The organism is Sphingomonas sp. AP28 (assembly GCF_056680455.1).
Genome location: NZ_CM155283.1, coordinates 2178768 through 2193518, shown reverse-complemented (window position 1 = coordinate 2193518; position 14751 = coordinate 2178768). Strand labels below are relative to the sequence as shown.

At 55.8% G+C, this 14751-nt stretch carries 17 protein-coding genes; 11 read left to right on the top strand and 6 right to left on the bottom strand.

The genetic code is table 11. The annotated features are described in order from the left end of the window. The first annotated feature begins 161 nt into the window (after positions 1–161). The 6 genes from AC1MH0_RS10005 (at position 162) to AC1MH0_RS09980 (ending at position 3123) form a co-directional block, all read left to right on the top strand. Complete coding sequence (locus AC1MH0_RS10005) at positions 162–1319, top strand: tyrosine-type recombinase/integrase (RefSeq protein ID WP_480962663.1); 1158 nt, start codon at positions 162–164, stop codon at positions 1317–1319. A 149-nt stretch (positions 1320–1468) separates the two neighbouring features. Further along, positions 1469–1741 carry a hypothetical protein gene (locus AC1MH0_RS10000; protein WP_480962662.1) on the top strand — a complete coding sequence of 91 codons (273 nt, stop codon included), beginning with the start codon at positions 1469–1471 and terminating at the stop codon, positions 1739–1741. 326 nt (positions 1742–2067) lie between these two features. Beyond that, a complete protein-coding gene (locus AC1MH0_RS09995) occupies positions 2068–2280 on the top strand; it encodes a hypothetical protein (protein WP_480962661.1) in 213 nt (70 codons plus the stop codon). Continuing rightward, complete coding sequence (locus AC1MH0_RS09990) at positions 2280–2471, top strand: DUF6771 family protein (protein WP_480962660.1); 192 nt, start codon at positions 2280–2282, stop codon at positions 2469–2471. Before AC1MH0_RS09995 ends, AC1MH0_RS09990 begins: the two co-directional genes overlap by 1 nt. A gap of 99 nt (positions 2472–2570) precedes the next feature. After that, positions 2571–2786 (top strand): hypothetical protein, encoded by a 216-nt coding sequence (locus AC1MH0_RS09985; RefSeq protein ID WP_480962659.1) that lies wholly within the window; start codon positions 2571–2573, stop codon positions 2784–2786. Between the two features lie 67 nt (positions 2787–2853). Beyond that, a complete protein-coding gene (locus AC1MH0_RS09980) occupies positions 2854–3123 on the top strand; it encodes a putative periplasmic lipoprotein (protein WP_056063201.1) in 270 nt (89 codons plus the stop codon). Positions 3124–3999: 876 nt separating this feature from the next. Here AC1MH0_RS09980 and AC1MH0_RS09975 read toward each other — a convergent pair. From AC1MH0_RS09975 to AC1MH0_RS09965, 3 genes are read right to left on the bottom strand one after another with little or no spacing between them, the layout of a single operon-like run. Beyond that, positions 4000–4755: a TadE/TadG family type IV pilus assembly protein gene (locus AC1MH0_RS09975; RefSeq protein WP_480962658.1), complete on the bottom strand. Its 756-nt coding sequence runs from the start codon at positions 4753–4755 to the stop codon at positions 4000–4002. After that, entirely contained in the window at positions 4752–5348 is a 597-nt protein-coding gene (locus tag AC1MH0_RS09970; RefSeq protein WP_480962657.1) for a TadE/TadG family type IV pilus assembly protein, read from the bottom strand. Before AC1MH0_RS09970 ends, AC1MH0_RS09975 begins: the two co-directional genes overlap by 4 nt. Next, positions 5345–7072 (bottom strand): TadE/TadG family type IV pilus assembly protein, encoded by a 1728-nt coding sequence (locus AC1MH0_RS09965; protein ID WP_480962656.1) that lies wholly within the window; start codon positions 7070–7072, stop codon positions 5345–5347. Before AC1MH0_RS09965 ends, AC1MH0_RS09970 begins: the two co-directional genes overlap by 4 nt. Before the next feature lie 707 nt (positions 7073–7779). Between AC1MH0_RS09965 and AC1MH0_RS09960 the strand changes: the two genes are divergently transcribed. After that, on the top strand, positions 7780–7995 hold the full coding sequence (locus AC1MH0_RS09960; protein WP_480962655.1) for a hypothetical protein: 216 nt from the start codon (positions 7780–7782) through the stop codon (positions 7993–7995). 308 nt (positions 7996–8303) lie between these two features. Here AC1MH0_RS09960 and AC1MH0_RS09955 read toward each other — a convergent pair whose 3' ends face one another. The 3 genes from AC1MH0_RS09955 to AC1MH0_RS09945 all read right to left on the bottom strand — a co-directional run bounded on the left by AC1MH0_RS09955 (position 8304) and on the right by AC1MH0_RS09945 (position 9593). Beyond that, positions 8304–8633 carry a hypothetical protein gene (locus AC1MH0_RS09955; protein ID WP_480962654.1) on the bottom strand — a complete coding sequence of 110 codons (330 nt, stop codon included), beginning with the start codon at positions 8631–8633 and terminating at the stop codon, positions 8304–8306. 634 nt (positions 8634–9267) lie between these two features. Continuing rightward, positions 9268–9447: a hypothetical protein gene (locus AC1MH0_RS09950; RefSeq protein WP_480962653.1), complete on the bottom strand. Its 180-nt coding sequence runs from the start codon at positions 9445–9447 to the stop codon at positions 9268–9270. Further along, positions 9444–9593 (bottom strand): hypothetical protein, encoded by a 150-nt coding sequence (locus AC1MH0_RS09945; protein ID WP_480962652.1) that lies wholly within the window; start codon positions 9591–9593, stop codon positions 9444–9446. The genes AC1MH0_RS09950 and AC1MH0_RS09945 overlap by 4 nt, the downstream gene beginning before the upstream one ends. 201 nt (positions 9594–9794) lie before the next feature. Between AC1MH0_RS09945 and AC1MH0_RS09940 the strand changes: the two genes are divergently transcribed. The 4 genes from AC1MH0_RS09940 (at position 9795) to AC1MH0_RS09925 (ending at position 13730) form a co-directional block, all read left to right on the top strand. After that, positions 9795–10040: a DUF6894 family protein gene (locus AC1MH0_RS09940; protein ID WP_480962651.1), complete on the top strand. Its 246-nt coding sequence runs from the start codon at positions 9795–9797 to the stop codon at positions 10038–10040. Positions 10041–10612: 572 nt separating this feature from the next. Next, positions 10613–11784 (top strand): IS3 family transposase gene (locus tag AC1MH0_RS09935; protein ID WP_133021543.1). Its coding sequence is split into 2 segments (ribosomal slippage): positions 10613–10877 and positions 10877–11784, totalling 1173 coding nucleotides; the frame shifts between segments, so codons are not numbered across the junction. Positions 11785–12667: 883 nt separating this feature from the next. After that, complete coding sequence (locus AC1MH0_RS09930) at positions 12668–13408, top strand: Crp/Fnr family transcriptional regulator (RefSeq protein ID WP_480962650.1); 741 nt, start codon at positions 12668–12670, stop codon at positions 13406–13408. Between the two features lie 79 nt (positions 13409–13487). Then, entirely contained in the window at positions 13488–13730 is a 243-nt protein-coding gene (locus AC1MH0_RS09925; RefSeq protein ID WP_480962649.1) for a hypothetical protein, read from the top strand. The last annotated feature ends 1021 nt before the right edge of the window (positions 13731–14751 follow it).

Here is a 14751-nt window from a genome sequence, read left to right as displayed (position 1 = left end):
CAGAACGCGGCCACGTCCGCCGCTGCCCCAACGCTACCCCCTGGGGCCCCACCGGGCACCGATCCGGCGCCGCCGGTCCCGACCTCATCCTGCGTCCGTCGTGCGTGCCCTCGGACCGCTATGGCGATGCGGATCAATCACGCTCTCATAAGGATATTTAAATGCCCAAGGCAACTCTTAACCACGAATTCTGCCTCACCGTTCAATGTAAAGAAGGTAAACGCAAAGAAGACTACTACTGCAATGTAATTACTGGTTTTGTGATCGAGGTTCGTTCAACTGGAGGAAAGACCTATTACCTTCGGTATCAAGATCGGGCTGGGCGGCAGCAGCAGCACAAGATCGGTCGCTGGGAAGATATAAGCTTCGCCATTGCTAAGAAAGCTGCGCAAAAGCTTCGATCAGAAGTCGTCATGGGTGGGGATCCTGCAGCGGCAAAGGCCGAAGTTAAGGCTGTGCCCCTGTATTCCGAGCTCTCCGTCATGCATCTTGCAGACGCCAAGTTGCACCAGAAGTCATATGACACGACCGAGATGTACGTCCGCCGACACATTATTCCCAAGTGGGGGAGGGTCCGGCTGACCGACATTGATGGCCGTGCGGTTGCCCATTGGCTCGCCGCAAAACGTGACGAAGGTCTGGCACCTGCGACGGTGATCAAGATCAAGGCGATTTTCGGCCGATCTTTCGAGCTAGGCATGCGCTGGGGCGTCGCAGGGTGTGATAAAAACCCGGTCCGCGGGGTGCAGAGCAAGCCGGTGAACAATGCACGAGAACGTTTTCTCACCGGCGAGGAGGCTGCGCGGCTACGATCAGCAGCGGCCGAATCGAAGAACACGCAACTCGGCCCAATCGTTGACCTTCTGTTGAACACAGGCTGCCGCCTGCGGGAGTTGCTGGATGCTCGGTGGGAGAACGTCGATGTCGAGCGGCGGCTCTGGCTGATCCCGACTAGCAAGTCAGGCAAGCCTCGCCACGTCCCGCTGTCCGGCGCCGCGTTGGACACCATCGCGTTTCTGCGGCGGTTCGAGGAATGTCCGTGGCTGGTGCCGAACCCAGAAACGCGGCAGCCTTTCGTGTCGATTAAGCACGCATGGCAGACCGCTAGGGACGCGGCGGGGTTGCCGGGCTTTCGCCTCCACGACTGCCGCCACGCCTGTGCGTCATTCCTCGTAGCCGCGGGAGTAGACCTATTTGCGGTCGGCAAAGTGCTTGGTCATGCCTCTGTGCAGAGTACGCAAAGGTATTCGCATCTCAACTCGACCACGCTTCTCGCTGCCGTCGAGGCGGGCGCTGCAAAGCAGGCCCAATCTGCATAACCTCAACTCCGCTCCACGCGCTGGCTTCGGCTGGTTCGTGGGGCGGGATCATTCTCAATATTTTTTTTGCTCAGGCTGTCGAAGCCCATTGCGGTCAATATGCGGGATGGTAAATCTGCTGGCAGATCATCCCAATCGCGTGGATTGTCATGGACCTCGATAAACCAAAAATCTTGCTAAGCGCGGATGAGATCGATCAAGTTAACGATCATTTGGCTAGTGCGAAAGAATACGGGGATCCCAGACAGGTATGGGTCGAAGACGGACATGTGTTCGTCGAGACACATGACGGTGAGATCGTCTCAATGACCCCTGCGGTAGCGATCAAAATGGGTCGGATACTGGGCGAGGCTGGGGCCGCTTCTCTGATCAACCAAGTGATGGACGATACATCCGAAAAGGCGGGTCAGCACCCGGGATGAACCGTCAGGGCTCTTCCGCTGCAGCGAAAGCGTCGGATTAGTAGATCGGGTATGGACATTTGATCGGCGTTGCCCGTTAATCAAAATGTGGTCAGGGCCGACTCCAATGACAGGCGCATGCCCAGCGTTGTTCGAAAAGACTGCCTTGCGCGTGATACCGCGTAAACCGCATTGGCTCTGTTCCGCATCATAAACGTGCGGAAAGGCAGTAACGAGCTGGGGAGGTTTTCGAGCCTCCCCCTTAGCCTTACTGAGCGGCATACCTGATTGCTCCTGTTGCGTCTGGAGCGTTGACGTCGGGGCCGCATTGTTCCACCTTTGTTCTCATGGATCACGCACCCAAGTCGATGCGCAATCGCGCTGAACCGCTGTCTCAGACGCACCATCTGATCGCGGAAATCTTACCAGAACTTCGGCCTGCCGAGATGCAAACGGTCTACTTCCAGTGTATGGAGGACGGCCCCGAAAGCTTGCTGGAGCCGATCGAGGCGGAGTTCGCGAGACGCGGCCTGTCGCCCCATGCGATGACGTTCAGCTGATGGCGAGCGTGATCACCGCCCAACGTATAGCGGACCTGATCGAGCAGGCTCCAGGCCGGGCCCTGATGGCGCTTACGGTGCCGCAGGAGCGTTTGCGGGCGGACGCACGACGCGAAGTTGCCGAGCACGTCTACAGCGCTCTCTACCAACCCCTCGACATCGAGGCGGGGCAGCTTCCTTTGCCACTATAACGTTGATGGATCTGCGTGACGCGGTGCTGGCGTCCGCTGAAACGCATAGGGATTCCGAGTTGGTTGGGTTAGTGATCCAGATTAACAGGAGCCAACCCGATGCGTTATGTAATCCGTAAAGACGGCGAGATGTCCACACTGGGTGTTCATCGAAACAGCTTCGACGAAGCCCTCGCCACCGCCGCCGAGATGATCGCGATGCGCGACGATGAAAAGTCGATTGCGGTGGAAGACACGTGGGAAAACCGAACGATCGACGAGGCCGAGATAGCCTCCCTGATCGCCGCGAGATCGCCGGAGCCGGACGCCGCGTAGCCTTTATCTGGAACGATTTAGCTGATGGGCGATTACAAGCCTTCTAGACTAACAGGGGTTCGAGAACATGAAGAAGGCATTCGTTATCGCGATGGCAGCTGGGCTTGTCTCGTTGTCGGCTTGCAACTCCAGCCCACGCGAGCAAGCAGCCGATAACATCGAGTCCAACACCGAGGCTGTCGCAGATAACTTGGAAGACGCTGCGGACAACGTGAGCAACGACGCAGCCGAAGCCCGCCTCGAGAACAAGGCCGACGCGGTTCGCGCGACCGGTCAGAACCAAGCTGACGATATGCGGACGAATGATCCCGACACCAACCTGTCGAACGGCATTTAACTTCCCGAGACAGAACGAGCCGCTCCCAAGCACAGCTCGTACTGGAAGGGCGCCTGAGGAAACTTGGGTGCCCTTTTCGTTTGCCTGCCTGACACCAAGTCCAAATTTTAGCCGGGTTTTTTCCGGATAGTCGGTGCTCCGCCCGGTCTGGCAAGCCGAAGCCATCCATCGATACCACGAGGTATGCAATTGGCGAGATCGACGACCTGCGAGCTATGGGCAAACAACACGTGGCAAACGATTGAAATTGAGGCGGCTGTTGGCATGCCTCGCAGCCGCCGAATGCGTTGCGTTGAGTGCGGTGGCGGCGTTCGAGCCCATCGGACTGGTGCCACGGGGCAGGGTGCCCACTTTGAGCATCACGAGCGGCACCGGGGCTGTTCCCGCGGCGACTGTTTCGACGGTGACCCTCGACAGCATCATCGCCCATCGAGGTGAATTCCCCGGATGCCGATGCCGGCTTTGTTTGGCGCTGGAACTCCGGTTGATACGCGATCTGCGCAACGGTTTTGGTCGCGTCATTTACGGCCGGAGATGGAACCTCAAGGTTGACCACGCCAATCTCAAGCGCTCTTGTTGCTGGCGGGGAGGCTGATGGTTGACGCCGCTTGCTCGGGTTTTGCTACTGACCGTGTGCAGGCCGTGTTCGTTGAAACCTGGCTTTTCCTGTTCCAGGGGCGCGAGATGGCAGGTTCGGAAACGTTACCTCTCGCTATGATCTACAGGCGTTTCTGGCCTTTCAAGTCGGCATGGTGGTAAGGATGACGCGGTGGACTCGTTCTGGTGGGCATTCACCGCAGCAACCACGACGGGCTCACGTGCTCACCCACGATAAACGTCGAGTGTTACCAAGAATTCTGCGGACCTGGATCGAGGCTAAGAGGGAACGGTTGCAGAGAAGAGCCGACAATCGGATCGACTGTTTCCGCTCCGTGAACCATCGTTACGCAAGGAGAACGCCGTCCTCTGACGTACATTGAATGCCTGAACACGACGAATTGTCAGTGTCCCCAGATAATTAACCGGTACTATCGGCTGATAGATGTAAACTACCTCAGCAACCATTACGGCAGTATCGGTAGCTGCAGAGATTTGATTCGTTGCCGAACCCATTCCCGTTAAGAGAGATTTGGTTTCCACCGCGCCATGATCAGCGTTGGTGCTGCTGCTTATGTCGACGACTGCCGCCCCGTTACTATCTAGCGGTAAGCCAAAACTCGATGTGACGGCAAGGCTGCCGGAACATCTCTGCCATCGTATCCATTGCCGGTAGCCTTTTGGATTGGTCAAAGTAATCGGTGCAGCGCCACCAGTGGTGTTAGTCCGCTGCTCAAGATCGGATAATATTATTCTGCCGTTTGTAGAAAAGCCTATGGGGTCGCCTATCTTTTTTGCACCAATCATAAGTTCGTTAATGTCTGATTCGTCGATCGAGGTGCGAACCCGCCCGGCGTTGTCGGCAACCGTCATTGCAATTTGCGAGAGCCGAATGTTTGCGTTTACGTAATTTGCAAGCTCTAAGCCGCCCAAGCCAAGTAAAAGCATTACAGGAGTGATAAGCGCAAACTCTATGAGCGCTAAGCCGCGTTGATCACCGGTAAAATGTGCTAGTTTTTCAAAACTACGAGTCATGAGCAAATTATCGCGGGATCGGGTTGTGACGCATAGGGTTGGTTCTTCATCATAGTGGTGCCGGTCACGGTCTCGGTCGAGGACCAGCCAAGTAATTTTCTCATTGGAAGTATCTCGGGAAACGTTACTGTCGCAGTATAGTAAACGATATCATCAGAGCCGCCGGTGCCACCCTTACCGGCTTCAGCATCCCAGACGCCGTTGCCATTAAGGTCTTGAAAGCAATCGCCAGCGTTGTATTTTCCAATTGGCGCAGTATCAGTTGTAATTGGCTCGGGTTTTCCGACGGCCGAAAAGGAGTCGTAGCTCGAGGGGGTGACGGTTACCGTCGCGCCAGGAATTATTGTCCGGATTTGTGAGGTGACTGAGGACCTGATCGCAGCAGTATTAGTTGCCGTGCCAACTGTCACCTGTCTCGCCGATTGATCGAGCGCGCCTGAAAGTTGGATGCTAATATACTCGCGAAAACCTAAGTCAAACATCGCCATCATCATTATTATCATAGGCAATGCTACGATTGCGAACTCGATAACTGTTGCGCCACGTTGATCTCCCGTAAGCCTCAAAAGCGACCGGTGATACGGACAAATCACTGCGTTAGTCTCAAAGCGCCAATATTTTTACCGATCTCAACAAACTTGGCAATTAGCTCATTGGAATTTCCTGATGTCGATGCCTGACTTGAGTTGCTTGCGCAATTGGTAAGACCTGTGTCGAGCGTTGTAGCGAAGCCAACTACCCAAATAGAATATCCCATTGTTTTAGCTTTGGAACAAAGTAGTGCGAACCTGTTTTTATGCCGGGCAAGTTGATCATCATCGTCTGACGCGCTTCCCCCCGGGGTCACTCGCGCATCGAGATTTTCGACACCGTATCCCGTGTACAATCTACTATAGCCAGTGTCGAATATTCCGTCTGTCATGAAGATGATATACTTTTTTACGGGCATATTATTGTAAGTATCTGGATTGTTGGAACCGAATACTCCGTTCGCCGATGCCCAGCGCGCACCCCACATCATGCCGAAATCGTGATAGGTGCCGCCGTCTGGATTTAGCGTTTGAAGATAGTTATTTAGATCTTCTCTCGCCCAAGTCTTCATTGGTGACGCAGCGGTAGGGCAAGCAAACTGTGGTTTGTATGGATCTGAAGCATATATGTTTGATGTATAGGGAGTGTATTCAATCTCCGCAATGTAAGGCTTCCACTTGGAAGCATCGTCAGACGGGATTTTATCAATATCTAGGTCGTACGCCGCGGCAGGAATTGACGTGGCCGTTGACGACATTTGCGTCGTTTGCCTTTCCTCGGTGCAGCCTGCCCATTTCACCAGCTTTGGGGTTTGGATCGTCGGGGTATCCCCGGATGAATCAGCGCTACCGATGACCGGCGCGACATCGACAGCGTTGCCATTGACAAACGGCGTTGTGTCGAACTGGCGGGCAAGGTATCTAAAGTAGGTGCATGTATTATTTATTGATGAGAAAGAACCGTAAACGTTATTGCAGCTGGTCCTAGTTGTCGTGGCGGTTGCAACCTGTCGTGATTGATAGGTCCACTTGCCTTGATACATGCTGGATGTATTTGCCGCCATCAACGCGGCGCCAACGTTAACGGTACTTGAGTAAGGCACCACGCCATAGCGCAGGCGTAGGCCTGAACCTTGCAGTTGAGTTTGAACAGAGGATAGCTGATCAAATAAGGCCAAAACCGCGCTACGTAGTCCTGCAATCTTCGTGTCGGTATCTGCGGAATTAGCCTTATCTCGCATAGATCCGGTGGTATCGAGTACGAGGACAATGTCGGTGTTGACGAAATCCTGGCGCGCGTTGCATGTTACGGAAATTGGCATTTCATTGAAACCGAACAGTTTCATTATTGTTGTCGGCATCTTGGTTGCAGCCGTAATTACTACGGTTTGAGCCGCGCCCGGTGCGCTGTATATTTGAGGTGTGAAAGCAGTGGAGCCGAACGCTAATTGCGGAAAATTGAAATTGAAAAACTTGGTCGCTTCCGCTTGAACAACCGAGTCCACGACGCTGGCGGTCATGGCGCGGCGGCCCGCGAGTGCTGCCGCGTCGCACGCATCCTGTAAGTGCGTCCGCGCTACGTACGCCCGGCCGATATCCACGCCTGAGCCAATTACTCCCAGCAACGGGATAAGGAAAAAGGCCCATAGAATTAGTACATTGCCAGACTCGTCCTTCCACACGCGACCGGATATCCGAGGATTGCGCTGCCGCCGCCGGGCGCGATCTCTCTCTTTCGTCGCTCGGCGAAAATTCAGGGTGTGGGACAGGCGAAGGAAAACCGACATGCCGCAACGTTTGGCGACAAAGTTTTAAAATATGGTCAGCAAAATTTTGACGCTAACTTGTTTTTGCGCGGTCACCTCGGCGTGAGCGACGAGCGGCCATGCAGAGCTCGATATCAAGTGGAAGCTGACTTGAAATCACCCCGCTCGTCGACCGATGCGTACGATTAAGAGGAAATAATATTTAAGAAGTATCTGCGTAGATCTCGATCGAAGGATATATCGATTCTACTTTTACTAATGAAGTTAATCTTCTTTCGAATATTCGTTACGTGCGTTTGGACAATGCCAATCGACAAACTCGACATTTCGTGATCGATGATACTCGGTAAATCGTCTTGAAGCATTCCGATATCACCGCAATCGAGTAAGGCGCGGAAAACGCGAGCTTCGGAAGGGGTGAGATTTACTGATAATCGACCGGCTCGTAGCGTCGTGTCCCAGAATGACATAGAGAGCGTTGCTAGAAGACAGGTCGGATGATTGTGAGAGATGTCTTCCATCATACTAAGCCGTTCAGCCCCTTGGTGGCGGTTTTCAGCAGGGACAACCGCCGGGTATGTTGTTTGTAGCGCCTGGTCTGGAATCGTCCACCGCGTTCAGGCGGCCAGCGACGCTGGAACGAATGATCGTTGTCTCAATTCGACGTCGGGCCGCGGGACTACGGAATAATTGACAATTGCCTAGTCAGCCCACGATAGCGATGGGGCATGACCAAATTGCGTTTTTCGTTCGACATAGATGCCAGCGTCGTGTTCCCCGATTTGAATGATGAGGAAGCCATCGTCGCTGTTGAGCGCAGCTTGCTCGGCAGTGCGCGTGTTACCCATACGAGATTGCTCACCGAGATCGCGGAGACTGCCTTCTTATCTGACACGGATCGCCTGGACGACCAACATCTCGAGGTGCCGACGGTGCGCGCTTAGTTTACGCACTGCTGTGCGCAGCAAAGGCCCAGTTGCGGTATTGATCGACATCATGATGCAGTATTTGTAATCTATGTTATGTAAGTTGCTTATCGTCACACGCGCGGAATGCCCCGTGACGAAAGAAGCCTTGGGGCGCTTCTCCGGTACTTTTGGGAGGCGGAAATGGATTCTGATGGTGACAGCGCAAGTTCACGTGACGTCCGAGAGCTATTGAGACAGGCGCTGGATCTGCTCGATGCTCGGCAAGCTCACCTCGTAGGAGCGCACGTGGCGCATGCCATAATCATCCTAGAGCGGGACAGGGATCAGTCCTGAAACAGGTCCGTAATTGCAGACAGATACTGCGCGAGTTCCGTCCGTGTTGACAGTGCAAGCCTCACGACACCGTCGTTCCTCGTAATGAGTTCGGCTGCAACCAGGGCCTTTATCCAACGCTCGCCGAACGTCTCTTGCGCGCGCGCTTCTTCACACAAGTCCGCCGTCGTCAGCGTTCGCCCGCGGACATCCGAGACGAACAGCGTGAGGAGCATTGTCCATCCATGCTCGTCAAAAAGGCCGCCGTCGAAATAGTCCCATCGCAATTGCCGCATTTTGAGGAGGCGGTCAGCCGTCTGAGCCAGTGTATCCATATCCATTGAGCTGCCCCGGATTACTTTAAAAGTGTTGTGCAACGCATGTCACGGTTTCAAACCGAACCGCTACAACCCAGATCAGCCGTTTCATGACTTGCGCGTGTGGATCGGCGTCTAAAGCGGGACCTACTAGATTCTCGCCAACATATTGAAATAAGTCGAAGCTTTGCAAAGCCAGGGTTCCCAAATGACGGCTCTTGGGACCCATTCATAATCCGTATTTCTGAGGGAATACACGGAGCTGCCTTATTTAAGAGTGGGTCCCGCGTTCGACGCCGATCCACAGTGACATACTGGTAAGGTACGCAGTTGGAGAACGAGATCGGCGCAGCCAGAGCATGGCGGCATCGTTCAACGGCATCGTGCTCCAGTTGCAGCGGTAAGGAGCCATCAACGACAGATAGTGCTCATGGCGTTTTCCGTGAGACTACCGCGCGGACATTCATTCCCTGGATCGTGATAACCAATTGGCCCCGGACCAAGCGTCCCAGCTTTAGCGCAAGTAGATAGTCCGATATTTCACCGGCTGGTGCAATCAAGGCCCATCCGTACCCATTGAATTTGGCGCTGCGCAGCGCGTCCTTTACGTTACCCGGCAACCGGCCCGCTAGTTGTTCGCTTCGGTACCGTGGATTGGTCACTGAGAAGCTGCGTTCGCCATGATGTCGACCACGGTAGCAGGACGGCGCCAGTCATCAACTTCATATCCCGATTCGACGATGTCACTAAACGAACCCAGCACGTTTCTGGCAGCTTCGCTGACCGGGGTAGTAGCTACTTTCCCTAATTCCAGAAATATCTCGTGGTCGGTCATCATATTTCAAGGTTTCGTCGCTGAATCTCAGCGAGCAAATGATCGACAAAGGGGTTCCGCTCCTCGCCAGTCATCTGCTGGTACGCCTCCAGCAGACTCTGGTCATCGAGGAACTCGATCACGTCGGGATGCAGCGGCGCCATTGTCATGCATCGAGACTATGCGCGCTTCCACGATCCGAGCAAACGATATGTATGGACGAACTCACACCCCGACTGTGACGTCGACATCAGGTGGTGCGGCACTGTGCAGCCACGTCGGACGGCTTGAGGGATACTCGCTCCTGCCGTTTGATCGTCGCGTAACATCTATCAAGGAATGCCTGACGGAACCCAGATAACACCGATTGTATGCGCTATTTCTTTCACACAGCGGACGGGTCACGCGATCGCGATACGGAGGGCACCGAGCTGCCAGACCATCGCGCGGCACGCATTGAGGCTACCAAATTCGCCGGAGCCTGCATGAATGATAATCCCAACGAGTTGTGGGAGACTGGCGACTTCCGGATCGAGGTGACCGACGAACGAGACACGCTTCTTTTCACGATTATATCGATCGCCGTGGCCGCGCCGATGACCGGAGAGGTCCGTTAAGGCCTCGCGACCCAGGCAAGCGGATCCATGGCCATGACGTTCGCACGAGCGGGTGGTAACGAGCGTTGGATATCGGTTTGCGCCGGTTGATCTCGACAAGAAAACGCGTCGCTATCGTCACGAGCGGCCGATACTTAGGAACTCTACCCGCTCGGCTTGTTCCGCCAGTTCATCTAGCGTGCCCGCAGACGCCAGAAGCGAAGCCCTCCGATTAGGCAGCTGAGTCTCGAGCGCTGCTTCACGGTCATTGGCCGCACGATTGCGTAAATCTTCGCTCAACGCGCTCATGCTCGCGGCCTACTCCTCAGGTCCACTTCTGGACGTGTCGAGGTCAATGTCCTCACCCGTATTGCCGCCACCTGCACTCGATCCGCTACCGTGAACTTCCCCGGTCTTGTTATCGATGTACGCCCGTTTGCCCGCCTCGGGTGGGATATCTCGACCGTCAGCCGGTTCGGCCGCGTCAGCCCCAGGCGCACCATCCCGGTTCTGAAGATGTCGTTCGGCGGTGAGCTGCCCCCTTCTGAGCGGTCCATCGACTATGAGAGTCTGGATCAAGGAAGGGACGACGAATGCCTGCGAAAAAGCACAAGCCGGAAGAGATCATCGGGAAGCTGCGTGAAGTTGAAATCGTCCTGGGCCAGGGCGGGACGACCGCCGAGGCGTGTCGGCGGATCGCGGTCAGCGAGCAAACCTATTACCGCTGGCGCAAGGAATATGGTGGGCTGAAGACGGATCAGGCTCGTCGGATGAAGGATCTGGAGAAGGAGAACCTGCGGCTGCGGCGTGCGATCTCCGACCTGACACTGGACAAGCTGATCCTGCAGGAGGCGGCACGGGGAAACTTCTAAGCCCCGCGCGGCGCCGACGCTGCATTGACCAAGTGAAAGAGGTGCTGGACGTATCCGAGCGACGGGTGTGTCGCGTGCTCGGGCAGCATCGGTCGACGCAGCGCAAGGTGCCGTGTGGGGCAGATGACGAACAGGCGCTGACTGAGGACATCGTTGCGCTGGCCGGGCAGTATGGACGCTACGGTTACCGCCGGGTGACCGCACTGCTGCATGCCGCGGGGTGGTCGGTGAATCATAAGCGTGTCGAACGCATCTGGCGGCGTGAGGGGCTGAAGGTACCACAGAAGCAACCCAAGCGTGGCCGGCTGTGGTTAAACGACGGCTCGTGCATCCGGCTGCGGCCGGAGTATCCGGGGCATGTCTGGGCGTACGACTTTGTCGAAGCGCGAACGCACGACGGGCGCAAGTTCCGGATCCTCACGATCATCGACGAGGCCAGCAGGGAGTGCCTGGCGCTGACCGTCGCACGTCAGTTGAAACACGAAGACGTGCTGGCGGCGCTTGCCGAGCTGTTCATCGCGCGAGGTCCGCCAGCGCATATCAGGTCGGACAATGGCAGCGAGTTCATCGCTACCGCGGTCCAGAAATGGCTCGGCCAAGTCGGCGTGAAGACGCTGTACATCGCGCCGGGCTCGCCATGGGAAAACGGCTATAACGAGAGCTTCAACGGTTCGCTTCGCGACGAGCTACTCAACGGCGAGATCTTCTACAGCCTCGCCGAGGCAAGGGTGCTGATCGAGGCGTGGCGGCGTCACTATAACACCGTCCGACCACACAGCAGCCTGGGCTATCGACCTCCGGCGCCAGCAGCAGCGACCCCGCCATTGCCGGCCTCCGGCTCCGCTTCGCTCCACCTACGCCCGGCAATGGCGGCGGAGGCGACGATGCACTAACTATCTACCCGGACCACCCGGTGGGGGCTGCTCAGCGGCATGGTTCGCACTATCGTACTCATCGCCGGAGTAGCCTTTACCTTGACCGAATCCGTCTGCGATACGGTTTGCCGACCCCGATTTTACTCGAACATTGTCGCTAGGCTTCGACGTGCTGTCGTCCGTCATGGCAACCTCCAAATCTTGTAGGCGACCAACGCGCGACCGATGGAAAGCTCCACAAAACTAGTGGAGGCTTTTTAAGTTGATCGACACCACCGGGGGCATAGCATCTGTCCTGCCCATAAAGGGGAAGGAGATCCACCGCCTCGTTGTCCTTGCTCGTCGTTTCTTAAGGGCGGATTCTCGACGGGGGGTTGCCGAGTACGTGGGCAGCGCCCTCTATCAGCCCCGCAATTTTTAACAGAGCCAACTCGCACTGCCGCTTTGAGTTCGTTAGCTAGTCACAGTATCGCAACGCCCGCCAGTCTTGGCTGTGTAGTATTATATATCGACAGGACAATAAATGTGTTGCATCCACAATGATGTTAGCCAAACCTATGATACATTTTATCGTCAGTCGATATTTATCTTCTTTTATAGAAAAGTCGCCTTACGTCCGATTAGTAGCCCGGTGCAATCTGTGTTAACCTGAGTTATTGTCATCGATTATGCCGCGAGCACGATGACGACAGGGGGTATGACCCTCGCTTGCAGAGCCGAGAGTGCCTGCCATGATCCCCAAATACGACATAGAATACAGCTTGGCACGCGAGGCTGAAGAACGGCTCGCTAGTAAAAATGCTGTAGATGATACCGCCCGTGTAGCTCACGCCGAACTGGCTGATCGCTATGCGGATCGGGCATGGTCTGCGCGTGAGGCTCGGTGCGAAGACGGCCTGAAATGCTGATGTTGCAACGTGCCCTTGTAGAGGCAAATCCGGCGCACCCGCTGATCATGAAGCTCGAACAGCACGCGACGCTTCCTCCTGAGGACCGAAATTTGCTGAGCAGGATGCTGGCTGACATCCGGACGTTCGATGGCCGTCGTGATATTATTCGCGTCGCCGAAAATCCTGAGTTCGTCCATCTGATGATAGACGGCTGGGCGTGTCGTTACTCTATTGTCGATGACGGTCAGCGACAGATCACTGCGTTCCTTGTCCCGGGTGATTTTTGCGACGCACACATCATCATGCTTCGTGAGATGGATCATAGCATCGGCGCGCTAGGCCAAGCGAGGGTAGCGTTCATATCGAAAGAGTTGATGGCCGAAGTCGCGGAGCGCCCATGTCTCACCCGGGCATTGTGGTGGGCAAGCCTTGTCGATGAAGGGGTCCTAAGGGCTTGGCTTGTCAACATGGGACGTAGGAACGCCTCCGACCGCGTCGCCCACCTCGTATGCGAATTGCACGCCAGGTTGCTCAGCGTGGGCATGGGAGGCAATAACACCTTCGAAATGCCTCTGACGCAGGAGGATCTCGGCGATGCCCTTGGTCTCAGCCCGGTTCACATCAATCGAGTTCTCCGACGTCTTCGCGAGCGCGGGCTCATGACGTTTTCAAACCGGAAGATCGTCATCCAGAATATCGAAGCGCTGAAACAAGAGGCCGGTTTCAATCCGCGTTACCTTCACCTGAAATAACCGCCCGCCGCGATCTATCCAAATGATGATGCTCTTAGTGTCATCTCGATACAGCGCTGCCGGTTAAAGGAAATAAGTGATGAACTTTCCCTGGAAAGAGAACGCTACGCTGGTGCGTATGGCCGCCGCCGGTCAATCGGACGATCAGTCATCCGAAATATTATTCGAAGGTACGTTGCTGGCGCTGGCAATTAAGGTCCAAGGCATGAAGCAGCTCGATCGTCGCGGTCTGCGCCTGTCGCTGCCCGATCGGCGAGCCCGCCCGCACACCTTCCAAGACGGCACTTTAACGGCATTAATTGACAACATCCCCCGCGGTTAGGGCAGAGACTGGGAGGCGGTAAGTTCACAGCATGACGATTGCATTAATGATGGCGGAGAGTGACGGGGAGGATCGCGGACGATTGGCGGACTCGTACGGAGGGCAGTGTCCCTTCAGCTTCCAGGAGGGCAACTTACGGACTGCGTGGTTCATGGGGTTCTCCAGGGGACGCTCCGCTACCGCTGGGTCCTTGACCGCCTCAAGCGATCTTCGTGTAGCCGAGTGTGACGCGCTAATTGAACGGCTAAGGTTGCTCGGGGTCGGCAGGTGACGCGTATGTAGCCGAGCCGGGGTGGCTATCCGGTTCCCGGGTATAGCGCAGGTCGAATTTTCGGCTTTTCCCAAGCTAAAGCGCTTTCACTAGTAAGCGGCCGATTGGCGGTCTTCGGTCAAACTGGGAAGCGGCTGGGTGCCTCCGCCGAGGTCGAGGTTGGTGCCACCTAAGCATATGTAAACGTTCGCTTATTCCCGGTACGTCACTAGCCTTCGTAATGCGGGGGTCACAGGTTCGAGTCCTGTAAGCGGCACCACCCTTCTTTAAGGTACATAACGTTTGCCAGCAGTATGTTTCCTACGGGAGGCGGTCTAGCTAGGCTATTCGTTTGGGTCCTACGTGGGGCGCTTTGGGTAGCAAGTCGTGCCGACGGTTCGCTTGATCTGTGTCTCTGAGTTGGCTGGACTGGTGGCTGTGGCCCCCGCATCGTCCCAAACCGTGCCTGTACCTGAGCGGCAGCTTCTGGTGGGCAAGTACCACTTCGAGGAAGCAGGCTTGAAGGTGGACGTCGATCTCAACGTAGACGGTACCGCCCGTTATAAGGTCAACGCCGGGCGCGCGGATGGCTTTTGGGCGGTCCGAGAGGGTCGCGTCCACATCTACAGTAAGCCCGGACCAGTGAGATTGGAGCAAGCGGGGGCGCCCACGGAGCGCAGCGTCAGGCATACACCAAGGGAGGGGACGTCCCGCTGACATCTGATTACTGGACACGATCCAGCTCGCGCTCAGCAAGCGATCTGATCACCG

Excerpts from the sequence above, each read along its gene's own strand:
- AC1MH0_RS09965 (WP_480962656.1), bottom strand. The coding sequence starts at position 7,072 with ATGTCGGTTTTCCTTCGCCTGTCCCACACCCTGAATTTTCGCCGAGCG.
- AC1MH0_RS09925 (WP_480962649.1), top strand. The coding sequence starts at position 13,488 with ATGAACTTTCCCTGGAAAGAGAACGCTACGCTGGTGCGTATGGCCGCC.
- AC1MH0_RS09960 (WP_480962655.1), top strand. The coding sequence starts at position 7,780 with ATGACCAAATTGCGTTTTTCGTTCGACATAGATGCCAGCGTCGTGTTC.
- AC1MH0_RS09930 (WP_480962650.1), top strand. The coding sequence starts at position 12,668 with ATGCTGATGTTGCAACGTGCCCTTGTAGAGGCAAATCCGGCGCACCCG.
- AC1MH0_RS09980 (WP_056063201.1), top strand. The coding sequence starts at position 2,854 with ATGAAGAAGGCATTCGTTATCGCGATGGCAGCTGGGCTTGTCTCGTTG.
- AC1MH0_RS09955 (WP_480962654.1), bottom strand. The coding sequence starts at position 8,633 with ATGGATATGGATACACTGGCTCAGACGGCTGACCGCCTCCTCAAAATG.
- AC1MH0_RS09995 (WP_480962661.1), top strand. The coding sequence starts at position 2,068 with ATGGATCACGCACCCAAGTCGATGCGCAATCGCGCTGAACCGCTGTCT.
- AC1MH0_RS09950 (WP_480962653.1), bottom strand. The coding sequence starts at position 9,447 with ATGATGACCGACCACGAGATATTTCTGGAATTAGGGAAAGTAGCTACT.
- AC1MH0_RS09940 (WP_480962651.1), top strand. The coding sequence starts at position 9,795 with ATGCGCTATTTCTTTCACACAGCGGACGGGTCACGCGATCGCGATACG.
- AC1MH0_RS09975 (WP_480962658.1), bottom strand. The coding sequence starts at position 4,755 with ATGACTCGTAGTTTTGAAAAACTAGCACATTTTACCGGTGATCAACGC.
- AC1MH0_RS10000 (WP_480962662.1), top strand. The coding sequence starts at position 1,469 with ATGGACCTCGATAAACCAAAAATCTTGCTAAGCGCGGATGAGATCGAT.
- AC1MH0_RS09945 (WP_480962652.1), bottom strand. The coding sequence starts at position 9,593 with ATGACAATGGCGCCGCTGCATCCCGACGTGATCGAGTTCCTCGATGAC.
- AC1MH0_RS09990 (WP_480962660.1), top strand. The coding sequence starts at position 2,280 with ATGGCGAGCGTGATCACCGCCCAACGTATAGCGGACCTGATCGAGCAG.
- AC1MH0_RS10005 (WP_480962663.1), top strand. The coding sequence starts at position 162 with ATGCCCAAGGCAACTCTTAACCACGAATTCTGCCTCACCGTTCAATGT.
- AC1MH0_RS09985 (WP_480962659.1), top strand. The coding sequence starts at position 2,571 with ATGCGTTATGTAATCCGTAAAGACGGCGAGATGTCCACACTGGGTGTT.